Raw genomic sequence first — 24,631 nt, forward strand, 5'->3', positions numbered from 1 at the left:
CGCTTTTTTCCCGCCACTCCGCTTTTTCCGTCAACAACCCGGACAAAACCAACATCAAAAAATTCCGAATAATGCAACCCGCATTCGATCAGACCACACGAACATATCCGAACACCACCCGGACAACCCAAACTCTTATATCTCCTCAGACATCACCTAAACCCCGGTATAACCTATGACCATCATGAAGATTCGGGGTGGAGATCTCGATCTCGTCGAGTATGAGTTCAGCGCATTTTATCCCGGTGAATGCCTGCACACCGCAGACATCACCCTCGCCCATGAACCCTGCCCGACAGGAGACACCATAATAGCCCGTGCTCCCGCACGCATCCACCTCTCCGTACTTGACATGAACCGGTTCAGCCCCGGCACCCCCGGCGGCGGCGGACTCGGCTTCGCCATCCAGATCTACTGCGAAGCAGCCGTCTCCTGCACAGACCGTGATGTCATCATCGACTCGCCCCGCAGACTTCTCATCGAACACCTCGTCGCAGCCTTCAAAGCAGTCACCGGCTACACCGGCGGCTTCACCATCAAAGCCGAAGACCACGGCCGCGAACACGTCGGCCTCGGCTCAACCTGCACCATCGCAACCGCCGTCGTCACCGCCATGAACGAAGCAACCGGCTGCCCCTTAAGCCCCGAAGACGTCCGAATGGTCATCGGCCACAACTACGTCGAAGAAACCGACGAAGAAGGCAAAGTCGCCTTCGGCTTTGAAACAGGCGTCGGCTCCGCCGCCAGCACCTACGGCGGCATGACCTTCGTCGGCGACCGGCTCACCCGCATCTACAGCCACCCCTTCGCCGAAGGCAAAAACGTCTTCATCGTCATCCCCAGAATTCACGCCGAAAACGACAACGCCGGCCTCGAAGAGTTCACCCTCCTCATGAACCGGGCACGAACCCTCGACTACCGCGACCGTGAACTCAAAGCCTACCTCCTCATGATGGACATGATCCCCTCCCTCGCCCGGGGCAACCTCAAAAAAATGGGCGACACCATGTGGGAGATCGAATTCCGCGGCTCAAAACGTGCCGAAGTCCAGCATCACACCTTCATCCTCTACAGCCACATGAACGCCCTGCGGCATGCAGGCCTGGAATTCGTCGCCATGAGCTCCGTCGGTCCCTCCATCTGCATCGTCACCGAAAAACCGGCTGCCGAACTGCAGCCGGTTCTCGCCCCGCTCGGCCTTGAAATCGCCGTCGAAACAAAAGTAGACAACACCGGAATCGTTGTCACCCGAACCTGATTTCCATGGCGTTCCTCACCGCATGCAAACAGATGCTCCCGTATCTTGCCGTCTGCGGAGCCGCCTTTTACGGTCTTCCCCTCCTCGGGGAAGACACCGGCTACTTCATTGTACTCCTTCTCATCATCCTCCCGCTGCTCTGCCTCGCCGCAGGAATGCTCTACGGCTTCATCTCCGGATTTCACCCGGCACTTCCGCTCCTCATCACCCTGCTCTATCTCCCGACCGTCTATCTCTACTACAATACTACCGCTCTCGCCTACGCACTCGCCTTTCTGTTCATCACATTCGTGGGCAACGGTGTCGGATGGCTTATCAGACAATCGCGGCATTAATCATTTCAAAACACCAACATACCAGTATGCACTGCATTGTTACCGGCGGCGCCGGATTTATCGGCTCGCATCTGGTGGACCTCCTTCTCTCCCGCGGCGACTCGGTTACCGTCATCGACTCCATGGTTGCCGGCCGGATGATGAACCTCGAACACAACCTCGGCTCCCTGACCGCGTTCAGACACGCCGATCTCCTTGACGACGGCTGGCAGGACCTCTTTGCCGGAGCAGACCGTGTTTACCACATCGCCGCCGACCCGGACGTCCGCGGCTCCGCCCGAAAATCCTATGAAGTCTACAACAACAACGTAACCGCCACCGTCCGTGTCCTGGAAGCCATGAAAGAACACGGCGTTCCGGAAATCGTATTCACCTCCACCTCCACCGTTTACGGCGAGGCGGATGTCATCCCGACGCCGGAAACCTACGCGCCCATGATCCCCATCTCCGTGTATGGTGCAAGCAAACTTGCCTGCGAAGCAATGATCTCCGCATATGCAGCAACCTACGGCATGAAAGCCTGGGTCTACCGGTTTGCCAACATCATCGGCTCCCGCAGCACGCACGGCGTGATCTACGATTTCGTCCGCAAACTGCAGAACGATCCGGCACAGCTGGAAATTCTCGGTGACGGCCGCCAGAGCAAATCGTATCTCGCAGTAGAAAACTGCGTCGCAGCCATGGTGTATGCCCCGACCGTGTCGGACGGAACGTTCAACGTGTTTAATATCGGGTCTGAGGACTGGGTGAGTGTAAAACGGATTGCCGAACTCATCGTTGAAGAAATGGATCTGAAAAACGTCTCCTTCCACTTCACCGGCGGCGACCGCGGCTGGGTGGGCGATGTGCCCATGATGCGGCTTTCAGTGGAGAAACTGAAAGCAACCGGATGGGAACCGGGCATCACCTCCGAAGAAAGTGTGCGGCGGGCAATCCGTGCAACACTGGAAGAATAAAATACAAAAATATTTTTTTTAAAATTATTCCGCAGAAACGTCTCTCTCCGTCCGCCTCTTCATTATCTGCAGCACCGCAAGGATTGCTGCGCCGAAAATACAGAAACCAAGGTGGAATGTCTCCCAGCTCATCGCCGGCAGAGGATCGGACAACGTCGTTGCTCCCAGCACAATTGCGTACAGCGAACCTATCAAAAGACCGACACAGAGATAGATCGTCTGCGACCGGTAACGGGCAAAGCAGTGGCGGATCACTTTTGCACTGATGGCAAGACCTGCGATCATCCCGAGACCGAACACAAACAGCATAGGAAGATACGCAAACTCCCGGTGCAGCACCGCCGAGACCGCCGAGATCAGCGGAACGTACAGGCCCATGATTAAGAGAAGCGTCGAGCCGGAAATTCCGGGAAGCACCAGAGCCGAGACCGCGATGATTGCCGCAACGAAGAGGAACACCGCAAGACCGATCGACCCATCCGTCAGATCAATACCGCTTCCGCCGCCGACCACAGGACTCAGAGACATCAGAACCGGCACCACCGCAATACCGACTGCCGTAAAGATGAGATGCAGGTAATGCCCTTTGAGGTACTCCTTCTCTTCAAGAATCACAATCGGCACCGCAGCAAGCGTCAGACCAATAAAAACGGAACTTATCTCATACACATAGGTATGGAACAGGGTTGAGAGGATAAGAACACAGACAATAAACCCGCCCACCCATCCGAGACCGAGTTTGAACAGGAACGGAAATGCGGCTTTGCGTTCGGCATTCGTCCCGAGCAGGAAACAGTGCACCGAACTGATGAACTTTTCATAAAAGCCGAGAAGAAACGCAATCGTTCCACCGGAAACTCCCGGCACACTGTCGGCGACCGCCATGGATATCCCGCGGAGGATATCGGTTATGTGTTGTACTATTTTGTGCATGGAAGTTCCTGTTTCTGTCTATAGTAATCGGGCGGCAGAGGTAATTAAGGATGAGGAAAAACCCGCTCATGCCGGTCTCTGATAAATCCCTTTATCTCATCTACCCTCCCATACTACTACAGCAAATATGAAATATCTTCTGATTCTTGGAGACGGTATGGCGGACGAACCGATTGCGGAACTCGGAGGCAAAACTCCGCTGGAGGTTGCAAAAAAACCGAACATGGACCGCATCGCCCGTGAAGGGCGATGCGGGATGATGCGGACGGTTCCCGACTCCCAGGAACCCGGGTCGGATGTGGCCAACATGTCGATTCTCGGCTACGACCCGGACAAATACTATACCAGCCGCGGCGCTCTGGAAGCGGTCAGCATGGGTGTTCCCTTCGGCCCGGCAGATCTGGCCTACCGCTGCAACTTTGTCACCATCGAAAACGGCAAAATGAAAGACTTTGCCGCAGGCCACATCTCCAGCGAAGAAGGAAAACAGTTGTTTGCCTCGTTACAGGAACGCCTCAAAGACTTCGGCGTGAAACTGTATCCGGGCGTCTCCTATCGCAACGTCCTCATGCTCCCGAACGGCAAAGGATCCGTGACCAAAGCCCCGCATGACATTGTGGGCGAGCTGATCGATCCGTATCTGCCGACCGGCGAAGACGCCGCCGAACTGCACCGCTACATGGTTCTCTCCTACGATGTGTTTGCGAACCATCCGGTCAACAAAGCACGGATCGCCGCAGGGAAAAACCCGGCGAACATGATCTGGCCGTGGAGCGGCGGGGCAAAACCGGCAATGCCCGCGTTTTCCGAGATGTTCGGCAAAAACGGTGCGGTCATCTCAGCGGTAGATCTTCTCTTCGGTATCGCCCGCTGTGCAGGCATGGAAGTCGTGAAGGTTCCGGGCGCAACCGGCTATCTGGACACCGATTATCTGGGCAAGGCGAAGGCCGCGGTCGAGACCCTGAAGGGTGACGCGGACTTTGTGTACATGCATGTCGAAGCAACCGACGAGGCGGGACATCTCGGCTCGGTTGAGGAGAAGGTAAAGGCAATTGAGCGGCTGGACGAGTCGGTCGGCTACATTCTGGATCACTTTGACGGCTGTGTCATGCTGATGCCGGACCACCCGACCCCGATCGCAAAGAAGACCCACACCCGCGATCCCGTGCCGTTTGCGGTCCTCGGTCTTGGTGAAAAGGATGCGGTTTCGGTGTACACGGAAAAAGAGGTTGCCGCGAAAGGATCGTACGGCATGGTCCGATCGGTGGACCTGCTGAAGATGATCTTCTCGGAGAATTAATTTTTCTCTCTTTTTGAGAAAAAATATTTTGTAAAAAAATTAGGTAACCATCTCGCCGTGCTGCGTCAGGTCCAGACCGATGTACTCCTCGTCCTCCGCAGACCGATCGTCTTATCCACCACCCAGGCAAAAACGTAACGTCGCTGCAAACACCATATCCCGAATCTGCACCACTTAGATAATACCCTGCTTGCACTACAAAAATGGAAATGATCATTTTTTGTATTTTAAATAAATGTCTAGCGGGAGTTCCCAGTAGGTGTAAGGATAGTACTCATCATTTTTTTTCGGCGGGTCTCTTACATCAGGGAGAGGTTCAGTGATCAGATCAACAGACCAGCACACTTCACCGGACTGCAACTGTTTATCCGGAGTAAGGTTGCTGAGAACCGCTTTGTAGGTATACCATCCTCCCACAGGGTGAATAGTTAGATGCGGCTGCCCGACTTCCCAGACTTCGTCACAAATTTTCAGCTGTTTCGGTGGGTTGCCGCCGCGTCTTATGTCTTCCCATCCGCAGAGATTAAATACTACTGGGTGTTTCCAATCCACCGATCGATACAACTCCTCCACGGTCTGTATGTTGTCGGGATCTTCATGATGAATTTCCCATTGTACTTCTGAATTATTCATACTTTTTTCATGTTCTCGTATTGGACTGACTATCTTTGGATATCCCTCAATTACCCATGTATAACCAGGTATAGGAATTACCTGAAGTCCTCGCATCTCAAAGATGATATCATTGATAGAGATACGGATATCGGGGTACTGTCTAATCAGATCCTCGCCTATATCAAATATATTTTTTGTCATCTTGACACCGGTAATTTCCAAGCATCACCATAGAGGATGTGCGGAGTATATTTTGTTCTCAGGTTTTCAGCTAGTATAACCGTTCTCTCATGTAACATCCTTCCGGGGCCAGGGTCCGACAATGATAGATGCGACATTGACTCCCACTTCCTCAAATGTAAACTCTATCGCTGGTTCCGGAACTACTTCCGCAGGATTTGGGAGCTTTGTTTCATTTTCGATATCAGAAACTGCGGGTATATTTTCATCAGCCATTACTGGCAAAGCCATTGGCGGAAGTAACATCATGGCGAGCAGTACACACAGGAAATTTTCAAAATAATTTTTCATGCGGGTCCCTCCTTGGTTTCATTCATTTGATTTTTTCGAAAGGATGTAGGTAACGTACGGTGAGTGGGTTGTATTATCACAACAATCAGAAATTTCTCTCCCATAGATAAACACCATAATTTCCTTTGATATCCCTATAGAACCTGAAACAGATACATTCCGGATCGATCTCAGATAACCCGTTGCAAGACACACATTACTGAACCTTTTATACGGACATACATAATCTTAGTGTGTAATCGGATGTTATCATCCTGTTGAACGTAGACTAACATGACGCCGCATATTCTGCTTTAAACTGAAAAACAAGGATTACAGTCAAACACTGGGATTTTCTAAAAATGTTGCTGATAAAAATAAAGAAGAAAAAATTCAAAATATTTCAGGTAACCATCTCGCCGTGCTGCGTCAGGTCCAGACCGATGTACTCCTCATCCTCCGTCACCCGCAGACCGATCGTTTTATCCACCACCCAGGCAAGAACGTACGTTGCCGCAAACGCAAACGCCGCGGTCACCACCGCATCCAGAATCTGGACACCGAACAGATACGCATTTCCTTCCAGCAGTCCGGAAATACCACCGACCGAAGCCGCTGCGAAAATACCGCAGGCGATTGTTCCCCAGAACCCGCCGACCCCGTGCACTGCCCAGGCATCCAGACTCTCATCAAACGTATGCTTCACCCGCCAGAGAAGTGCGTAGTAACAGAGAACACCCGCAACAACACCGATCAGAAGAGCCGCCCACATATCCACAAACCCGGCAGCAGGCGTGATCGCTCCCAGACCCGCAATCGTTCCGGAGACAAACCCGAGCGAACTCGGTTTCCCGTGCCGCCAGTTCACAATCATCCAGGAGATCGTACCGGCCGCCGCAGAAATCAGCGTCACCATTATCGCATGAATCGCCGTCTCATTCACCGCAAGCGCACTGCCGCCATTGAATCCCATCCAGCCGAACAGCAGAAGTCCGCCCGCAAAAAAGGTCATCGGAATATTCTGCGGATTTAAGTTGTGCATCCCAAAACCCGACCGCTTCCCGATATAAATTGCAAGAGCCAGCGCACCAAATCCGGCACTGATATGGACAACCGTTCCGCCCGCATAATCCAGAGCACCCAGCTGTGCCAGCCAGCCGCCGCCCCACAACCAGTGGGCGAGCGGATCATAGACAAACGTCGTCCATAAGATGCCGAAGATCAAAAACGCACCAAACCGGATACGTTCCGCAACACCTGACACAATAATTGCCAGCGTCAGTCCTGCGAACGTCATCTGAAACGCTGCGAACAGCAGGTCCGGAATCTCCAGACCCAGTTGTGTGTCAAATCCGACACCTGCAAGACCGATATGTTCCAGCCCGCCGATAATGCCGAGCTGTGTTGTGCCGAACGCCAGCGAGTAGCCGACCAGAAACCACTGAAGAATCACCAGCATCAGCGACGCAAACACCAGCATCAGTACCGACAAAAAATTCTTCTTCCGCACCATGCCCCCGTAGAACAGACCGAGAGCCGGAGTCATCAGCAGTACAAGCGCAGTGGATGCCAAAACCCACGCAACAGAACCGGTATCAATCATGATCAAACCTGCCTAATTCAGCGCGGTCCGGACGGAGAATCTGAAGTTCAAGCTTTCAAATCCCCGCCTGCCCGAACCACAGATAATGCAGTATCATCATATGTACTCCAAGTATAAAAAATAAAACACTGTTTAGCATGGCACATGTTGACATGCAGTGGTGCGGCGGATTACTTTTATCCGGCATCATGCCCCATAGAAAGGTACCTATGTATGAGGGAACAGAAGTGGGGATGGACAGCTGGATCCTTTTCGGCATTGTTATTATCGGCTGTCTCCTCCTGATTGCGATCATCTCCCGCATCGAAGCAAAATACAACAAACGGCTTGTCAGTCCCCGTCAGGAGATCATTCTGGAAAATGCAGGCGAGCGTGCCCGTGAGGTCTTCGCCGAGGAAAAACCGCCGGAGTTTGTGGTCGGTCAGGTTTATCAGATGGAGGACGGAACTCTTGCCAAGTACGCTGCGGACGGAAAATTCTACAAAATAAAAACCGAGTGAATGTTCTGATGAAAAAAGTGAAGATAACTGTGCTGAAAACAACGCTCGACAAAGAGCTTGCCGAAGAGTACGGCGTTCCCGGTCTTTCTGCCTGTCCCATGCTGGAAGCAGGACAGATCTTTTACGCCGACTATGCAAAACCTGCCGGGTTCTGTGACGAGGCCTGGAAGGCGATCTACCAGTATGTTTTTGCTCTTGCTCACGGTGCGGGAAAGGATCTCTTCTACTACGGCGACTGGATACGAACGCCCGGTGTTGCTATCTGTAGTTGTAATGACGGACTTCGTCCCGTCATCTTCAAACTTGAGGCAACCGGGGAGGAGTCGCAGATCGAGTACGTGCCGGTTCGCTAAACGGTTTTTCCAAAAAAAAATATTTTTCAGGAATGTGTTCCTGACACCGACCATGCCCCGTCCGCAGTGACCGCTGCAAGACAGACCACCGTTCCTCCGGCCTTCGGATTTTTCAGCAGATAGCTAAAACCGCTCACTCCTGCCGGAATCACTACATCGCCTGCAACCGTTCCGTCTGCCTGATAGAACACCACGGTTGCGGGACTCGTTCCGGAGTTGGACATCGTCAGCATCTGATCGCCGGTAATTGCATAATACGGCGTCACTTCATCGCCCGTTCCGGAGATGGAGGTGAACGGCGCAGGGTTCATCGGAAGCGGCTGGGTGACCTCAAAGCCCCAGGACCCTGCGGTCTGGACGTTCAGGGTATAGGAACCGGCAACGTCCACGGGATAAACTATCTGCGTTTTGGCGGGACCGGTATCCGAGTCGAGTGTTCCGGCAGCAAGTCCGTTTGCATACAGCGTTGCCGAAAACTGATCCGATCCAAGATAGTAGCCGTTAAACACTGCTACACCTTTTTCCAGGGTGAACGGTGCGGACATCATCGAGTTTGACCCGCTGATGAACATAATCCCGTTCGACCGGTAATCGTTGAACGAGGCAAGGCTTACGTCATACGGACCGTCCACGATGAGTGCCCAGGTTCCGGAGGCGATGACGTCAAAGGTGTAGTAGCCTGATTCCGTAATTTCGAAGGCGGTCTTTCCTTCATACTCATTGAGTTCGTTGAACAGCATGTCCTGATGTTTGCCGTTCTGGGAAAGCCACACTACAAAGTTGCCGGTGCCGTAGTTCTTTCCGGTTACGATGGACACTCCTTTGTCCAGCCAGATCTCCCAGGACTCCATTGTTCCGGAACCGTCAATCTGGTGCATGGGTGTTTGGGTTCGTTCGGGTTTCGGTGTTGCGGTTGCCGCGGGAGTTGCCACGGTTGTCTGCGGTGTTGTTTCATGGGTTTCCGCAGGTGTCGGGACGGGTGTCGGTGTTGTGTCCGTTCCCGGCAGATACTGAATGCATCCTGCCGCAAGAACGGTTGCCGCAATCACCAGCAGCAGGAAGGATAGCAGGAAGAGTTTTCGCATACGGTATCTTTCGACGGCGGACGGGATAATGGTTCGGGATGGGAGAAAAAAAGGTACGTGAAAAAAATCAGGGACTCTGATTCTGAAACATCACCGCAAACCTTGTTACCAGGGCGGCGAGGATGAAATAACCGAGAATCACATGTACCAGCGCGAAAAACATCGTGTAGTAGCTAATGTTTTTCGTCGCAATGTCTGTGATGCTGAAGAGAATCATAGTTGTCTGCATCACGCCCATTACCGGCCCGGTAGTATTTGCCAGCAGTGGTGTCGGTTCCATCCCTGTCGGGGTTATCATCGGCAGAACCGGTATGAGATACAGATAGACAAACGTAAAGATCACATTCAGCAGGATAAACGCTCCGACAATCGGCCAGGTCTTGCTGCCGTAGTCGGAGATCATCCAGAACAGTCTGACCGGCAGATTCACGAACACCGATTCAAAAATCTGCACGATACTTTCCAGTACCGCCTTTCCCGGATGCTCGGCGATGCGGTTCTTCCATGCGGTAATTCCTGTTGCGGCGGTCGCCGATACTGCCTGTATTTTTTGTACGACAGATGCACTCTCCGCAACATACGGCTGGCGTATCCGCGGAGGTTCGGGTTCTTCCGGAACTCCGGCCATCCGTTCAAAGAACCGGAGAATTTTTTTCTCTGCATACCATTCCTCCCACCGTATTTTGCGGATGTTGCGCAGAAGCCGCGAGTGCAGTTTCGGGTCCACCCGCGATCCGGACAGCCCGACACCGGTAAAGTCTGTATTGCTGTCAATCGCACAGTTTGCAATCACCGTACGGCCGTCCACACTTGCCAGGTAGCAGGTTGTCCCGAACAGTGTGGCGTTGCGGAACTTTGCTCCTTCCAGATATGCTTCGGAGAGGTCGGCGCCGGTCAGATCGGCGCCGGAAAGGTCTGCTTCCTTTAAATCTGCTTCCCGGAGGTTTGCTTCGGTCATCCGTACCCGCCAGAGTACCGCGTTCTGCATATCCGTTTCGCGGAGGTCGGATCTGGTCAGGTCTGCTCCTTCCATGCGTGCTTCTTCCAGTACGGCCCGCCGGAGATCGGTTCGCGGCAGTTTTGTTCTGATGAGTTCTGATCGCAGCAGGTTTACTCCTTTGAGGTCTGCGCTGGTCAGATCCGCTTCGGAGAGGACGGCCCGCCGCAGGTCCGCATGCCGCAGTGAGCTTCCCCGCAGTACTGCGCCGGTAAGAAGTGCTCCTTCCATTTTTGCGCCGTCAAGTGTTGCGTTTTCCAGATTTGCCCCGGTAAGGTCTGCGTCACCGAAGTCTGCGCCGGATAGTTTGGCACGGACAAGTACCGTTTCCCGCAGGGTTGCCGAGGTGAGGTGGGATCCGATCATGTCGGCATCCGTGAGGTTTGCCAGTTTCAGATCTGCCCTCATCAGTTCGGTGTCATGGAGGTCTGCTCCCAGCAGGTTTGCTTCCTGGAGTTTTACATCCGAAAGGTTTGTTCTGGCAAGTTTTGCCCGTACCAGATTTGCTTTCTGCAAATCGGCTTCGGTAGCGTTTGCCTGCCGGAGATCGGCTGAGGAGAGGTCTGTTTCGGTGAGTAGTGCGCCGGAAAGATTTGCTTCGTAGAGGTTTGCGGACTGCAGTACGGCACAGGAGAGGTCGGCATCCCGCAGGACGGCAAGTCCGAGTTTTGCATCCTTCATCCGGGCACTGCCGAGTTTTGCTCCTTCGAGGTTTGCCTTGAAGAGGTCGGCACCGCAGAGGTTGGCTTCTCTGAGGTCTGCTCCGGAAAGGTCAGCTTCGCGGAGGTCGGCTGAGGAGAGGTTTGCTTCTCTGAGGTCAGCACCGGAGAGATCTGCTTCGCGGAGGTCTGCTCCTTCCATTTTGGCGATGCTGAGTTTTGCCCCGGCGAGGTTTGCTTTGAAGAGGTCGGCTGATTCCAGATTTGCTTCCCGGAGATCGGCATCTGCGAGAATGGTTCCCCGGAGGTCTGCTTCGGTAAGGTCTGCTTCGCGGAGGTCAGCGTCGGTGAGGTCGGCGTCCCGCAGATCGGCGGATTCCAGGTTTGCCCGGAAGAGGGAGGCTTTGGCGAGTTTGGCACGCGCAAGGGAGGCTTTGCTGAGGTCTGCTTTGTAGAGGTTGGCACGTTCAAGGGTTGCGTCCCGCAGTTCAATGCCTTTCAGGTTCAGTTCGGCAAGGCCCGCTCCGGCAAGGTTGGCTCCTGTGGTGTCGCGGGTTTTTGCGGGGACGTCATGGATTCCGGCACGTTCCATCCAGATGTCGGAGCCGGAGATTGCTTTGATTTCTTCTACGATTGCAAGATACGGTTTGTTCCATTCACTGAGATCGCCTGCCTGTACGCAGCGGAGTAATCTGTTGTACTGTTCCTGATCGAATGTTCCGTTGCCGCCCGGTACTGCGTCTTCCTCGCCCATAAGATACCGATATTTCTCTCCTGAGATACGATAAGGGTAACGTGTTGTCTTTATCTGGTTTGCCGGAAAGATAGTTCAGAGATATGCAGTTATTTCCGAATGTGGAGACCGCAGCCGTTACGGAAGGCTTTCTGATTATGATGACTATCCTCGGATATTTTCTTCTGAGCGGGGCGGTTGCCGGGACGGGCGATACGACACCGCTTGATGTTTTCATCATTGTCATGGCGGTACTGGTATCTGTTCCGCCGCTGTGGATTCTGCGGTATTATCAGGGAAGGTGAGATTTTCTCCTGCGGATACTTCCGCAGGGTAAAGCCGTGCCAGGTTCTTCGGTCTGCTTATGTTCGGGAGTTCGTGGCGTTTCTTCGTTCGGCGGCGATCGTTTCGATGGCGTCAGCTGCTTCTCTGGTCAGCCGGTACTTGTTGTGCATGCCGTCAAATATGATCATGAGCAGCCCGTCGTCAAGGAGTCGCTGGAGATGTCAGTTGCCGGTGGCGAGGCTGAGCCGGAGCTGTCCGGCGAGTTCCCGTTTGGTGATGCCGGGATGTTCCCGGATGATGGTAATCACCCGTTCTTCTTTTTCCCGTGAGAGAATGATGTACATCAGTTTTTCGATGTCAGTGTAGGGTTTGCCGACGGCGAAGTAATGCAGATGTCCGTGGTAGTCGAACTGAGATATCTGCTCATCCTTCTTCAGTTTCCTGAGATAATGGCGTGCTGTGCTGTGGGAAATGCCAAGGCTGTCTGCGATCTGCTGAAGGGAGCTTCCGGGGTTTTCTGTGAGGAGGGTGCGTATCTGTTCTGGTCTGCCGTTCTCCTGCAGATGTTCCCGGCTGTCTTTGCGGCGGCAGAGAACAATGAAGGCGAGGCCGAGAGCGGAGATGAAGAGGGTGATGAGGTGTGCGGTGACGGGCGGGATGTACGCCATTGGGGAGATAATCAGCTGCCGGAGAATTTCTTTTGGTGCTAATTGCCATAATTCTACGGTTTTGATCTCTGTGCCGTCATAGATGGGCACAATCTCTTCATCAACCACTACTTCAAATGTTAGTTCTGGATGTTCCAGACTAACGACAGGGTTACTTGGATCATGATTAAATCCATAAATCTCTCCCCCTTCTGCAAAAAAGAGTACAACTGCTGCGCTGAACAGAACAAGTATCGCGAGTATGACAATGCCGATCTCCCGCAGCAGTTCTTTTTCCATACTTAGTAGCTATTGATGGTCAAAGTATATGACTGTGTTCCTGATACACGAGCGCCAATCACCTCAAATCCCCATGGTTTATTCAGAGTATTTGTGGTGAGAGATGTTCGGATGAAAATGTTCCCATCCGTTCTTCCATCAATTTCATCCTGCAATACTATTGAGTCAGTTCCCGGGGGACAGATACGTAAGTCCAGATCATTTCCGGATGATGCCCTGTTCCAGGTAAGTGAGACTTCAAGTTTCTGTCCGGTTACCGGAGTGTAGGTATGATGATTTGTTTCCCCCTGGGAAACAGTATCGGTTATCGGAGGAGCACGTGACGGGCCTGTGATCTGATCCTGCGTAAGAATCTCAAATGATACCTGCTGGTCAGTACCGGCAGCATTCGTCGAGCCGGCAAGGGCAAGCAGAATTATTGCTGCAATAAGTATCTTTTTCAGATGATCCATGAACTAATGTATTTGTCGCATCTGTTATGAATTCATTGACCAAAGTATCATCACCCCCTTCGTGATGTTCTCTTTTGTTCATCGCATGATGCGGAAAATTGGGGGGTGATGATACTTTGGTCAATGAATTTATTAATGAATATTGGCATAGTATCTCTCATCCCCGGGATGGTCTGATACGGTATCAGCAAATCATGCCGCAGACGAAAGAGCAGAGTATCCGTTTCAACGGTCTGCCGGCATGAGGAGATTTATACTATGAAAGAAACCAAAAAAGTCTGGCGTACTGGTAAGACCGCAGCACTGCTGCTTCTTGCCGTACTTCTTGCATGTGTGGTGATTGTTCCGGCTGCTGCCGAGAACAGTTCCGCCGTGTTCACTCAGCAGGAAATTCAGGGAATGATGACCGCAGGTTCGGTTTTCTCTGATGTGTTTGAGGATACCCTGTACAATTCCCTTGATGACAATGCCAAAGCAGACTACATGGCAACGGTGCTTGGAAGTTTGTCCGGGCCTTCAGGCAGTGCAGCTGTGATGATGAGCAGTGTTCCCGGATTGTCGTCCGCGAATGTGAACCCGCAGGCTCAGGTTCAGTATCAGACGCAGACCAACAGTATTTTGCAGCAGTATGATCTTTCGACGTACTCCGAACCGCTTATTGATCGCGAGTCGATCTATTATGATGCGGATGCGAAGACGTTTACCTTTCAATATAGTAATGGCGTTCTTGCGATGGTAAAACTGGTTGAGGACGACTGTTTTAGTGAGGTAAATGAGGAAAATCCACTCACTGACATGCAGGGAGTCCTATTGTCTGGTGAACAAAGTTCAGGCGAATCACTGATGCGGGCAGTATCAGGAGATAAAGCTTTATTGATTTATGATTGGGATACGACAGGGGAACATATCGCCAGTTTTGATTCTTTAAGATATTACCTTTCAGGAAACAATCCCTCAATTTCAAGTACTGTTGAACAAAATCCAACGGTCCCTCAATACAGAACGTTGTTGTCAGGAACATTGGGGTCAGGCGGTTATCGTGTAATTGTAATTATGTCTCACGGAGGTGTTTACTCTCTTAACCTTTTTACCCACTTTCCAAGTGTTGTTCTTCGTGAAACAACAACAGATGTAAAGTTTGATTTATACTCCAGTGATTTGTTACAAAATCGTGTAGGAGTCGTCTATCAATCTGATGAATCTGATACATTTGCGCTTTTACCAAGTTTCTTTGAGTATTATTATAGCGGCAATAAACTTGGTGGCGCATATGTGCACTTGGGTATGTGCCAGGGATTTGGAAACGGTTTGTTTGCCGATAATACACTTGCATCCAAATTTATTGCATCAGGTGCGGGTGCAGTTACAGGATATGTCAAGAAAGTTTGGTACCAATATGAAACAGGTATGTGTAGAGATATCATTCGAAACCTTGTTAATGGAAACTCTCTGCAATCATCAGTAAATGCTGCAAAAAGCAGTGAGGGAAATACAGGGCCGAATGGAGAATACATTGTAGTACATGGCAATGGAGGTTGGACACTCTAATCATAATTAATTTATACATTCCAATTTATTTTATTGTAATAATGGAAAATCAGCTAACAGGGAGTAAATGAATCAAGATGTCCCGTAATGAAACCCTCAAACTCATCGTGTTCTATGCAGTTCTCATCGTTATCGTGTGCCTCGTGATTTTTTGCCTCATCCAGGATATGAATACACGAAGCATACACCCTGACCCCTCATTGTCGCCTCTGGGAATTCCGGAAAAGGATGGTCTTTCTATCGTATCTCACGGAGTGGAAATCACCGCAAAGAATGAAACTGCGGTGATCGAGCTGATAGAACAGTTCGTTCAGGAGAATTATGATAATTGGTATGCCATGGGTTATATAAATAAACGGGATGCCGCCCTTCACGGGGTTGCACTTGAGATCCATTACACTCCCTCTCGCGAACTCATCTGTCCTCCATTCGATGAAACATTTCGGGCGAACGCCACCGTTCGGATTGATGAAATTTTCGTGACAATTCCGGACCTGCCGGATGAGCGAAATAATCTGTATTACTATGTTTCTCCTCGGAGAGAGGGTGATTTAGATCATACCATTCCTCTGCCGATTGAGAAGGCGAATGAAATTCTGGAGCTGGTCGGAGAGGAACCCGTACCACCATGGATAGAGTTTCTGGTTACCTTCCTGAACTGAGGGATATCCACTCACGTTTTTTCTCCCTTCCCCGTCCCGGGGATTCTCCGGGAAGGTGAGGATGAGGGTCCGGGAGACCGGAATGCCAACCCGAAGGGGCTGTACGATCAGCGGGGATCCGATCCCAAAAAGAGTTATGCTGCGGCAGGTACGTTTATGGTCCAAAGAGTATGACACAGAAAATAAGTTGTATTTCTGTTATCGTCAAAATATTGTGTTGAATTTCACCGCAAAAAATATTTTTTCCGCAAAAAATACTCATCTCCGATCTCTCCGCCAGATCAAAAATCCCAGTAAACAGAACCCGGTACATAGTCCCGTCAGGGGAAATGAACTCTCAGTTTTTTGAAAAGGAACCGCAGAGGAATTCAGATACCGCACATCAGGCATCACCATTTCCGGCGATGCATCCGGTACCAAAAGTCTGTAGCTATCAGTATTCGTCTGCTTCCATATTTCTGAAGAAAACTCCGCCCACCCGCCTGTTTCGGGAGGAACATTCCAGACATCCGCAGAGGAAACAGGTACAACACCATGGGAATAATTCAGCACACCATCTCTTCCCGCTACCACCATATCTCCCCAGACCCCGGTATTTCTCACTACAACCGGCCACCGCGTATCCTCTCTTCCGATCACCGCCGACACATTTACCGAACCTGCGATATGCTGATGCAAAATCAGGCAGTCCTCAACCGTCCCTTCCTCCATCCACCCGGCAATCCCGCCAACCGAACACTGACCACTGACCTGCCCCCCTGCCGTATAACAGCGTATCAGAGATACCAGAGGATCCGCTTTCCCGACAAACCCTCCGCTCACACTTTCCGCTGCATGCACATTTCCTGCAAAAAAACAGTCGGAAAACGTCGTCTTATCTGCATATCCTGCAAGTCCGCCGACGCAACGCTCGCCCTCTCCATCACCAGCTGAACCACAGCGAAGATACGAATCATCAATGCTCATACCGACAAGACCCCCGACATGTGCTCCCTCACTTCTCACAGTTCCTGCAAAGAACGAATCCTCCACGGTACATGCCATTGTATGACCAAAGAGTCCTCCGGTACCTTCTACTGCATCTCGCAATCGCCCGTCATCGGGCATCGGTCGATCACTCTCTATGGCGGCTGATACAATACAGTTCTTCACCGTTGTATCCCTCAATGTCAAGGCAATCCCTCCTGCAGCATAATTTCCAGTTACAGAACCGGTTACCGAACAGTTCACGATTGTACAAAAATTTCCGCTGTTCATCAGTCCGCCGACGGAATTCCCCAAAAGCGATCCTGAAAAGGAACAGTTCTCTATCTGTGTCTGTGACGCATACGATATCAGTCCCACTTTTTCTGCGCTGATATTTTCCAGACGAATATTTTTCAGTACTGAACCTGATGTTTGGTAAAATAATCCGGAACCCTCCCCGGCTGTTCCCGAAAGACCAGTGATCGGCTGATAATTTCCATTGAACACACCATGGAAATCAAAAATACTGTAGTTGTTTGTTGGAAATGTATAATCCCGGACACCAATTGGTTCCCACTCAGAAATCCCTGACATATCAATTGGTGCCGTCACCACGTAGGCGAGGCCGGCGTACCTCCCGTACTCAGCCCAGTTGTTTACCGCCCAACTCAGATTCATCAGATCAGCAGGAGTTGCAATCAGATACGGATCCTCTGCTGTCCCCATCCCGCCGGAAAAATACCCGGCATCCGCCGCAGTGACGGGGAGACACCCGACAATTAGGAGACATGCAGCAATTCCAAAGAGGAGAAATATAGTTTTTTCAGACATTTCCTGTATCTTTTCCGTAGGGGAGAATATGGATGTGCGAGTATATATGAACACTGACCAAAGTATCATCACCCCCCCATGTTGTTCTCTTTTGTTCATCGCATGATGCGGAAAATTGAGGGGTGATGATACTTTGGTCAATGAATTTATTAATGAATACTGGCATAGTATCTCTCATCCCCAGGCAGTGGAAGTTATAATCTAAAAAACTGATACAAAATGTACCGCAGTGACACAATCAAAACAATCGCATTCTTTGTGATTGTTGTCCTCATTGGTGTTCTCATGGCCATCTGTCTCATCCAGTACGGGAATAGTATCAATATTTCTGATGAGAATACTCCTCAGTTAACACCAAATTCGTCTGTTCAAAGAACTCCTGGTCTGCTTGTAGTATCCCACGGTGAAGAGATAATCCCGGAAAAAGGCACGGCTGTTGTCACAAAAATGAAGCAGATCGCAGAAGAAAACTTCCAATACTGGCTTGCTATCCGGACAGTCAATGTGGCAGATTGTAGGAAGCAGGGTGTAGTGATAACAGCACAATACAACCCTCCTACAGAAATCACATGGGTGGACTACTATGGAAGTATGATTATTGGTTCTGAGACTAACGTCACGGTAGAGAAGCTCATGGTAACTATTCCTGATAATCCAAATTGGGAGACGACTCTGTCATATTTCATTGTCGTGTATTCCCCGCGTTGGTCTGAAAAGTACCTCTCGAATGTTTACGTACTTCAAGTGACTGTCAAACAGGCGAACGAACTTCTGGAACTTATCGGGCTGGATCCAATTCCCGAGTCACCGTGATGGGACTTCGGGACATCCGGTATCCATTTTTTTTGTAAAACCTGTCGGTAGTTGGTAAAAATGCATCTGTCACACTTTGGTCAATCTCTTTATCATCTCTCGCGGAAAAAGATATCAGTGAGGTAAAACATCCATGTCCTGCAGCGCTCTGCATAAGAAAAACACCAGACAGATGGATTATGGAAAGGACCGTGTATTACTTTTTCCATTCCTGTGGCACGAAGTACTGTCCCAAAGGTGCCACCCACCCTTTTTCTGCTATACTGAGAAACAAGAGGAATGCCGACCAATATTATTTAGGTACCCGCAAGAAAGTTAAATCAACAAGGAGTTGTATGTCCCGAAATACCCTCATCATCATTTTGATTCTTGTACTGATTGGATACGGTGCCACCATCCTCTATATCGGTCCCGCACCACCGCCCGTTTTAAAACCGGAGGCGAAGTACACAGAACCTATGGGGCTTTCCATCAGATCCCTCGGAGAAGAAATTTCTGTACCGAACGAAACCGCACTTATCGAAAAGCTGGAGCAGTTTGCCGAAGAGGACTACCAGTACTTCGTTGCCACATCAGTTAATTATCAAAAGTATTGGGACACAGGAGCCGTCATAACCATGAAGTACCAGACACCCGTGAACATTACTTGGGTTATTACTATAGAGGGACTGAGCCCGGAGATTCATCATATCAATGTCAAGCAGATCACCGCTGCACTCTCCCATGATCGCGAATCTTACTCCGCAAACTGGCTCCTCGTCTATCCGGATCAGAAAACTCCTTTTCAGTATCCACTGGAAATCCCTCGCGAGCAGGCAAACGAACTGCTGGACATGATTGGAGTGAATCCAATTCCGGAGTCATCGTGACCGGTACTTCGGGATATCCGGCATTGATGCAGAGATGTGCTGTTCACGTTGCAGCAACATATGCCGACACGTACAAGGAAACCTACAGTACAAAAAGAGCAGCCTAAAAAATCCGGCAATATTTTTCCCTGATGAGACTTTGACCAATAGTATTAGATACCGCAAAAACCATTCATGGTCATACGGATGGTAATGGTGCCTATATTGTCATCTATGGAAACACAGGATGGAAGTTGTCATAAATAAAAAAATAGACTATTTTTTATGGAGATGATCAAACAATGCTAGATAAGTCAATGAAAATTGTAATTCTCATACTCATCGTAGTTAGTGTGGCTTTTGTCTCTCTTTGGGTTGCCTCAGTGTACACGGATGTGGACGAACTTAGTATTGTATCTCATGGAATCCATGTTTCCCCGGATAATGAATCGGCACTCATCGAGAAGATGGAACAGCTCGCTGAGGAGAGCTATCGATACTGGATAAATACCGATCGAACTGGCGTGAACGAGAATAAATTATTCGGGACTGTCATAACGATAAAGTATAGAGAGCCAATCGGAATCACATGGATAGAGGATCTCGGAATAGCAGAAATCTCTCCAAAAAGTATTCCGGTTGTCGTGGATAAAATCACCGCAGTAATTCCCGACGATCCAAATGGAGACTTTCGCCTTATTGTGTACCGTCCCTCCTTAGATCCCGAACGCTACAATCCGGATCGTTACATCTTTGTGATCTCTCGCGAGCAGGCAAACGAACTGCTGAAGCTTGCGGGACTTCCCATCGTGTCATCTGATGACTGAGTGAATCCGGCACGATAGGAAGAGAATAATCATTCAATTCTTTTCTTCCTATCTCACGATAGAGAACGAATGCACTGGAACATATGCGTTTTTTTCTGACGAGACTTTGGTCAATCTCTTTATCGTCTCTCGCGGGAAAACATAGCAGAAAGGAACAGATCCCATGCCCAGCCGAGAAACAATCAAACTCATTGCATTCTTCGCAGTTGTCCTCCTCATTGGATGCCTGCTGGCTATTTGCCTCATCCAGTACGGGAATACTTTGCCCCCTGCAAACAATACTTCCTCGCAGTCACCTCTGACCTGGATTCCGGCAAAGGACGGTCTCACTATCGTCTCGCACGGCGTGGAAATAACCGCGGAAAATGACACTGCGGTAATCGACCTTATCGAACACTTTATTGAAGAGAATTATGGCAATTATTATGCTCTTACCTCGATAAACACACGAGATGCCACCCTCCACGGGGTTGCACTGGCAATACAGTATCCCAATCCCCATGAATTTCTCTGGGCAGACTATGGGCGGGGTTATCTGGTAACTACACCAATTCAGGTCCACAAGATCGTAGTAACAATTCCTGATGAACCCGATTGGGATAAAGAACTGGCCAACTTTGTGGTGGTCTATGGTGAGGATGAACGGTTCTGTCATGCGATTCTCCTGCCGGCTGAACACGCGAACAAAATCCTGACCCTTCTGGGAATTGAGAAAATACCGGGAACATAAATCCCGGTTCATTTCATTTCTCTGTATCATTTCTCAAACGGAAAATAGCATAGTAAGGTAAAACAGCCATCTCCCGCAGTACCCTTGCCGCAATCATCACCACGCTCTGCTTCGCCGCCGCACTCTTTGGTCTTAGCTATGCCTGTGTGTTTTTGTATGATAATATGAATCATGAGGAATACCCTTACCACACAACAGTATTCTGTGCGGTAAGATGTATGACACATATTCAATGAGTACATCAACGAAGAATTTCATCGGATGGGGGGAACTCTTTTTTTCAGTAGGCCCTCTATTTTCTCGATATAAATTGCCTTATGTGATTTTTTGCTATCATTACGTTGGTTTATGATGAGTAAATTAGCCTTACACATCAAAGTTCATTGCTCTGTAGTGGGGGTATGGCACTTTGATCAATGAAATTATATAGTTCTGGCAAGAAATAATAGTTCGTGAGATGAATCTATGAATAAGAAAATCCATTATCTCCTCCTCGTAGTAGGAATTATTCTTTCCCTCTCCGCTGCTGGTTGTATCCAATTAGACAGACCGGGTGATGCTCTCCTTCTCATGGAGTTCACGGATCAAGGAACCATTCAGGTAAAAAACATCACCTCCTACGCGGTAGCCGAAGCACACCAGCTTGATGTCAACTTTCCGGAAAACGAGATAACCTCTCGGGCTGAAACAGTTGCAAAACAGTACGAAAATGCCTACAACAACAAAAGCGGATGGTATGAGATCAACTGGAATGCATTCCATCTCTCCATAGGACGGGCATATGATTTGACCGATGACGAAATCCGCCGGTATATACCTGCTACCACTTCCCAAAAGACATACGCCTATCACAACCAGCCGAGCCCAGACGGGATCTATAAAGATGTTCTCGATCCCGAGCACAAAGCAACGGCCTGAACTATCCAATAATATTTTTCCTGATGAGACTTTGACCAATCTTTTTATCATCTCTGCGGAAGAATATCAGAAAGGAACTCCGAACCCAACAACCAAACTCATTGCATTCTATAGCAAGCACTATACACACCTGAACCTCTAACGAAGTACTATTTCAAAGAAAATGTCACGAAATGCACTTGTCATCATTGTAATTCTTGTACTGATTGGATACGGTGCCACCATTCTCTCTACCGGTCTTGCATCACCGCCCGTTTTAAAACCTGAGGTGAAGTACACAGAACCCATGGGGCTCTCTGTCAGATCCCTCGGAGAAGAAATTTCTGTACCGAACGAAACCGCACTCATCGAAAAGCTGGAGCAGTTCGCCGAAGAGGATCCAATGTGTTACGTTGCCACCTGGGTTAATTTTCAAAAGTATCGGGACACAGGAGCCCTCATAACCATGAAGTACCAGACACCCGTGAACCTTACCTGGGTTCTTGACTGGAACATAGAGGGAATGAACACGGAGATTCATCATATCAATGTCAGGCAGATCACTGCTGCACTCTCCTATGATCGCGAATCTTATCCCGACGATTGGCTCATCGTCTATTCAGATGCTGATTACCAGTATCCACTGGAAATCCCTCGCGAGCAGGCAGACGAACTACTGGAACTGATCGGAAAAAAGCCGGTTAAGACCACACAGAAATGAACGTATTCTGTGGGACATCTTCTCTTTTTCCCTGACGAGACTTTGGCCAAAGTATCATCATCCCCTCGTGATGTTCTCTTTTGTTCATCGCATGATGCGGAAAATTGGGGGGTGATGATACTTTGGTCAATGAATTTATTAATGAATACTGGCATAGTATCTCTCATCCCCAGGCAGTGGAAGTTATAATCTAAAAAACTGATACAAAATGTACCGCAGTGACACAATCAAAACAATCGCATTCTTTGTGATTGTTGTCCTCATTGGTGTTCTCATGGCCATCTGTCTCATCCAGTACGGGAATAGTATCAATATTCCTGATGAGAATACTCCTCAGTTAACACCAAATTCGTCTGTTCAAAGAACTCCCGGTCTGCTCATAATTTCACATAGGGAAGAGATCATTCCTGAAAATGGCACTCTCGTCGTGAAAAAAATGGAACAGCTGGCAGAGGATAATCTTCAGAATCTTCTTGCAACCATCGACACAGGCAACATCAAAGACTGTAAAAAATATGGAACGGTTGCACTCATGCAGTATACCACTCCCATAGACCTCATCTGGATTGATCAGGGGGGGTACGAACCGATAAGCCATACGATTGACGTCCAAAAAATTATTATCACAATACCGGATCGTAATGAACGTCAGTTTGGTCCCAGAAACCTGGAGTACCGTGTACTTCTCTATGGTTCAGGTAATCCGGAAATAAAAGTCCTTGGACTTCCAATACATCAGGCAAACGAGTTGTTGGAACTAATAGGGCTGGTGCCTGTTGAGACAACGCTGTGATGAATGCAGTAGATATCGTCTCTCTTTTTTCAAAGCGAGACTTTGACCAATCTCTTCCTCGTCTCTCGCGGGAAAAAATACCAGAAAGGAACCGAACCCATGCCTCACCGTGAAACCCTCAAACTCATCGCATTCTTTGTGGTCCTCATCGCAATCATCTGCCTCGTGGTTTCTTGTGTAGTCTGGGACATACACGACCGAAGTACCGTCCCTGACCCCTCCTTGTCGCGTCTGGGAATTCCGGAAAAAGACGGCCTTGCAATCGTCTCTCACGGAATGGAAATCACCGCAGAAAATGATACCGCAGTAATCGAACTGATAGAACAGTTCGTTCAGGAGAATTATGATGACTGGTCTGCCATGGGCTATATACAGGTACGGGAGGCAGCCCAACGGGGCGTTGCACTTGAGATCCATTACAACCCCACGCGGGAACTTATCTGTCCGGATTACTACGATCTTCGTATACGAAATACCACCGTTCTGATTGACCGGATTTACGTGACCATCCCGGACCTGCCGGATGAGCGCAATCAGCTGTATTACTATGTATCTCCCGTTCGCGACGGCGAGATGGACCATACCATTCTTCTGCCGATTGAAAAGGCGAACGAAATTCTGAAACTGATCGGAGAAGACCCGGTCCCGCCATGGACAGAGTTTCTGGTTACCTTTCTGAACTGAGGGATACTCACTCATATTTTTCTCCCTATCTCTTCACTCCTGATGCCATATCAGTATCAGTTCACCAAAAAAACCAGCGACATCTTTTTCCGGCATCACCGAAACCGATCCGTACCCTTTCTCCGAAAAAACTACCGCAGAAAATTTCAGCTTCTGTACCTTTGGGGGATATGTTATACCGGCAGCATTAGAGCGCTCCGTCCAATCGTCCAACCCGCTTCAAACTGTTGACATAGTTTGCAACACATACATAATTTTGCAGATCTCTCTCATCCAAACCTTGGAATGCGCAAAGTTCCTCCCAAAGCATCGTGCTTCCTTCCACGAGAAAAAAACCTGTTGTCAAATCCACTCCGACAAAAATTCTGAGATCGGTCTCTCTCTTTTCGGCAGCATACAAACATTTACCCGGTCCGGTATTTTCGAGAAAAAATGTTTTGGGTACCGGATATTTTCCGGAAGGAAGTTTTGCGGCAAATGGTTTATTCATTATCACCGTATCATACACAACAGCGGCCGCTCTTTTATCCTCTGTCTCGGTCAGAACATATCTGCTGTGGAGATACTCAAGTAACTCTCTGCCGGATTTCCGGTTTGGCTGCAGTCTGTCTTTGTAGTACTGCCACGTCCTTTTCCACTCCTCAATCATTTCTTTTGTCGGCGGCTCATGTGCTCCCATACCCTATCTCCGTTCTCTACATAGGATGGATCAGCCATTCGTAATAACAACACGGATCCGCACTATTGCGATGTATCAAAAAATCCACAAAAGATCGGAATCCGGTAAAAA

Annotated in this window: 27 protein-coding genes; 17 read left to right on the forward strand and 10 right to left on the reverse strand. The window is 49.5% G+C overall.

Annotated features, from left to right (window positions below; translation table 11 throughout):
• Positions 1-175 precede the first annotated feature (175 nt).
• From O0S10_RS00355 to O0S10_RS00365, 3 genes are read left to right on the forward strand one after another with little or no spacing between them, the layout of a single operon-like run.
• Complete coding sequence (locus O0S10_RS00355; protein ID WP_268923896.1) at positions 176-1,258, forward strand: GHMP family kinase ATP-binding protein; 1,083 nt, start codon at positions 176-178, stop codon at positions 1,256-1,258.
• A 5-nt stretch (positions 1,259-1,263) separates the two neighbouring features.
• Complete coding sequence (locus O0S10_RS00360; protein WP_268923897.1) at positions 1,264-1,593, forward strand: hypothetical protein; 330 nt, start codon at positions 1,264-1,266, stop codon at positions 1,591-1,593.
• Positions 1,594-1,619: 26 nt separating this feature from the next.
• Positions 1,620-2,549, forward strand: a complete 930-nt coding sequence (locus tag O0S10_RS00365; protein ID WP_268923898.1) for an NAD-dependent epimerase/dehydratase family protein — start codon at positions 1,620-1,622, stop codon at positions 2,547-2,549.
• 24 nt (positions 2,550-2,573) lie between these two features.
• Here the strand turns inward: O0S10_RS00365 and O0S10_RS00370 are convergent, their stop codons facing one another.
• A complete protein-coding gene (locus O0S10_RS00370) occupies positions 2,574-3,434 on the reverse strand; it encodes a DUF368 domain-containing protein (protein ID WP_268923899.1) in 861 nt (286 codons plus the stop codon).
• Positions 3,435-3,609: 175 nt separating this feature from the next.
• Here O0S10_RS00370 and O0S10_RS00375 point away from each other — a divergent pair, with 175 nt between their 5' ends.
• On the forward strand, positions 3,610-4,782 hold the full coding sequence (locus tag O0S10_RS00375; RefSeq protein WP_268923900.1) for a cofactor-independent phosphoglycerate mutase: 1,173 nt from the start codon (positions 3,610-3,612) through the stop codon (positions 4,780-4,782).
• A 213-nt stretch (positions 4,783-4,995) separates the two neighbouring features.
• Here O0S10_RS00375 and O0S10_RS00380 read toward each other — a convergent pair whose 3' ends face one another.
• The 3 genes from O0S10_RS00380 to O0S10_RS00390 form a co-directional block, all read right to left on the reverse strand.
• On the reverse strand, positions 4,996-5,619 hold the full coding sequence (locus tag O0S10_RS00380; RefSeq protein WP_268923901.1) for a hypothetical protein: 624 nt from the start codon (positions 5,617-5,619) through the stop codon (positions 4,996-4,998).
• A 66-nt stretch (positions 5,620-5,685) separates the two neighbouring features.
• Positions 5,686-5,928 (reverse strand): hypothetical protein, encoded by a 243-nt coding sequence (locus tag O0S10_RS00385; protein ID WP_268923902.1) that lies wholly within the window; start codon positions 5,926-5,928, stop codon positions 5,686-5,688.
• 382 nt (positions 5,929-6,310) lie between these two features.
• Complete coding sequence (locus tag O0S10_RS00390; RefSeq protein WP_268923903.1) at positions 6,311-7,510, reverse strand: ammonium transporter; 1,200 nt, start codon at positions 7,508-7,510, stop codon at positions 6,311-6,313.
• 209 nt (positions 7,511-7,719) lie between these two features.
• Between O0S10_RS00390 and O0S10_RS00395 the strand changes: the two genes are divergently transcribed.
• Together O0S10_RS00395 and O0S10_RS00400 are read left to right on the forward strand one after the other, a co-directional pair.
• The gene (locus tag O0S10_RS00395) at positions 7,720-8,010 is read left to right on the forward strand and encodes a hypothetical protein (RefSeq protein WP_268923904.1); all 291 of its coding nucleotides are present in this window, start codon (positions 7,720-7,722) and stop codon (positions 8,008-8,010) included.
• 8 nt (positions 8,011-8,018) lie between these two features.
• Positions 8,019-8,363 (forward strand): TIGR04076 family protein, encoded by a 345-nt coding sequence (locus O0S10_RS00400; protein WP_268923905.1) that lies wholly within the window; start codon positions 8,019-8,021, stop codon positions 8,361-8,363.
• A 26-nt stretch (positions 8,364-8,389) separates the two neighbouring features.
• On the opposite strand, the gene O0S10_RS00405 is transcribed toward O0S10_RS00400, so the two are convergent.
• Together O0S10_RS00405 and O0S10_RS00410 are read right to left on the reverse strand one after the other, a co-directional pair.
• Entirely contained in the window at positions 8,390-9,448 is a 1,059-nt protein-coding gene (locus O0S10_RS00405; protein WP_268923906.1) for a hypothetical protein, read from the reverse strand.
• Between the two features lie 67 nt (positions 9,449-9,515).
• Positions 9,516-11,858, reverse strand: a complete 2,343-nt coding sequence (locus O0S10_RS00410) for a pentapeptide repeat-containing protein (protein WP_268923907.1) — start codon at positions 11,856-11,858, stop codon at positions 9,516-9,518.
• An 83-nt stretch (positions 11,859-11,941) separates the two neighbouring features.
• On the opposite strand from O0S10_RS00410, the gene O0S10_RS00415 reads away from it, so the two are divergent.
• Entirely contained in the window at positions 11,942-12,142 is a 201-nt protein-coding gene (locus tag O0S10_RS00415; protein ID WP_268923908.1) for a hypothetical protein, read from the forward strand.
• 201 nt (positions 12,143-12,343) lie between these two features.
• On the opposite strand, the gene O0S10_RS00420 is transcribed toward O0S10_RS00415, so the two are convergent.
• Together O0S10_RS00420 and O0S10_RS00425 are read right to left on the reverse strand one after the other, a co-directional pair.
• Complete coding sequence (locus O0S10_RS00420; protein WP_268923909.1) at positions 12,344-13,069, reverse strand: winged helix-turn-helix transcriptional regulator; 726 nt, start codon at positions 13,067-13,069, stop codon at positions 12,344-12,346.
• 2 nt (positions 13,070-13,071) lie between these two features.
• Positions 13,072-13,521, reverse strand: a complete 450-nt coding sequence (locus tag O0S10_RS00425; RefSeq protein ID WP_268923910.1) for a hypothetical protein — start codon at positions 13,519-13,521, stop codon at positions 13,072-13,074.
• Between the two features lie 258 nt (positions 13,522-13,779).
• Here O0S10_RS00425 and O0S10_RS00430 point away from each other — a divergent pair, with 258 nt between their 5' ends.
• Positions 13,780-15,069, forward strand: a complete 1,290-nt coding sequence (locus O0S10_RS00430; protein ID WP_268923911.1) for a hypothetical protein — start codon at positions 13,780-13,782, stop codon at positions 15,067-15,069.
• 77 nt (positions 15,070-15,146) lie between these two features.
• Positions 15,147-15,731, forward strand: coding sequence for a hypothetical protein (locus O0S10_RS00435; protein ID WP_268923912.1), 585 nt, complete (start codon positions 15,147-15,149; stop codon positions 15,729-15,731).
• A 258-nt stretch (positions 15,732-15,989) separates the two neighbouring features.
• Here the strand turns inward: O0S10_RS00435 and O0S10_RS00440 are convergent, their stop codons facing one another.
• Positions 15,990-17,528 (reverse strand): DUF4097 family beta strand repeat-containing protein, encoded by a 1,539-nt coding sequence (locus tag O0S10_RS00440; protein WP_268923913.1) that lies wholly within the window; start codon positions 17,526-17,528, stop codon positions 15,990-15,992.
• 219 nt (positions 17,529-17,747) lie between these two features.
• Here O0S10_RS00440 and O0S10_RS00445 point away from each other — a divergent pair, with 219 nt between their 5' ends.
• From O0S10_RS00445 to O0S10_RS00480, 8 genes are all read left to right on the forward strand, one after another.
• A complete protein-coding gene (locus O0S10_RS00445; RefSeq protein WP_268923914.1) occupies positions 17,748-18,341 on the forward strand; it encodes a hypothetical protein in 594 nt (197 codons plus the stop codon).
• 335 nt (positions 18,342-18,676) lie between these two features.
• Positions 18,677-19,210, forward strand: a complete 534-nt coding sequence (locus tag O0S10_RS00450) for a hypothetical protein (RefSeq protein ID WP_268923915.1) — start codon at positions 18,677-18,679, stop codon at positions 19,208-19,210.
• 281 nt (positions 19,211-19,491) lie between these two features.
• The gene (locus O0S10_RS00455; protein ID WP_268923916.1) at positions 19,492-20,016 is read left to right on the forward strand and encodes a hypothetical protein; all 525 of its coding nucleotides are present in this window, start codon (positions 19,492-19,494) and stop codon (positions 20,014-20,016) included.
• A gap of 163 nt (positions 20,017-20,179) precedes the next feature.
• Entirely contained in the window at positions 20,180-20,746 is a 567-nt protein-coding gene (locus O0S10_RS00460) for a hypothetical protein (RefSeq protein WP_268923917.1), read from the forward strand.
• A 465-nt stretch (positions 20,747-21,211) separates the two neighbouring features.
• Positions 21,212-21,664 carry a hypothetical protein gene (locus O0S10_RS00465; protein WP_268923918.1) on the forward strand — a complete coding sequence of 151 codons (453 nt, stop codon included), beginning with the start codon at positions 21,212-21,214 and terminating at the stop codon, positions 21,662-21,664.
• A 163-nt stretch (positions 21,665-21,827) separates the two neighbouring features.
• Entirely contained in the window at positions 21,828-22,364 is a 537-nt protein-coding gene (locus O0S10_RS00470) for a hypothetical protein (RefSeq protein ID WP_268923919.1), read from the forward strand.
• Positions 22,365-22,572: 208 nt separating this feature from the next.
• Entirely contained in the window at positions 22,573-23,157 is a 585-nt protein-coding gene (locus O0S10_RS00475; protein WP_268923920.1) for a hypothetical protein, read from the forward strand.
• Between the two features lie 42 nt (positions 23,158-23,199).
• Complete coding sequence (locus O0S10_RS00480) at positions 23,200-23,841, forward strand: hypothetical protein (protein WP_268923921.1); 642 nt, start codon at positions 23,200-23,202, stop codon at positions 23,839-23,841.
• 187 nt (positions 23,842-24,028) lie between these two features.
• Here O0S10_RS00480 and O0S10_RS00485 read toward each other — a convergent pair whose 3' ends face one another.
• Positions 24,029-24,490: a hypothetical protein gene (locus O0S10_RS00485; protein ID WP_268923922.1), complete on the reverse strand. Its 462-nt coding sequence runs from the start codon at positions 24,488-24,490 to the stop codon at positions 24,029-24,031.
• Positions 24,491-24,631: the final 141 nt, after the last annotated feature.

It is taken from the genome of Methanocorpusculum petauri, from assembly GCF_026891975.1.
Lineage (GTDB): Archaea > Halobacteriota > Methanomicrobia > Methanomicrobiales > Methanocorpusculaceae > Methanocorpusculum > Methanocorpusculum petauri.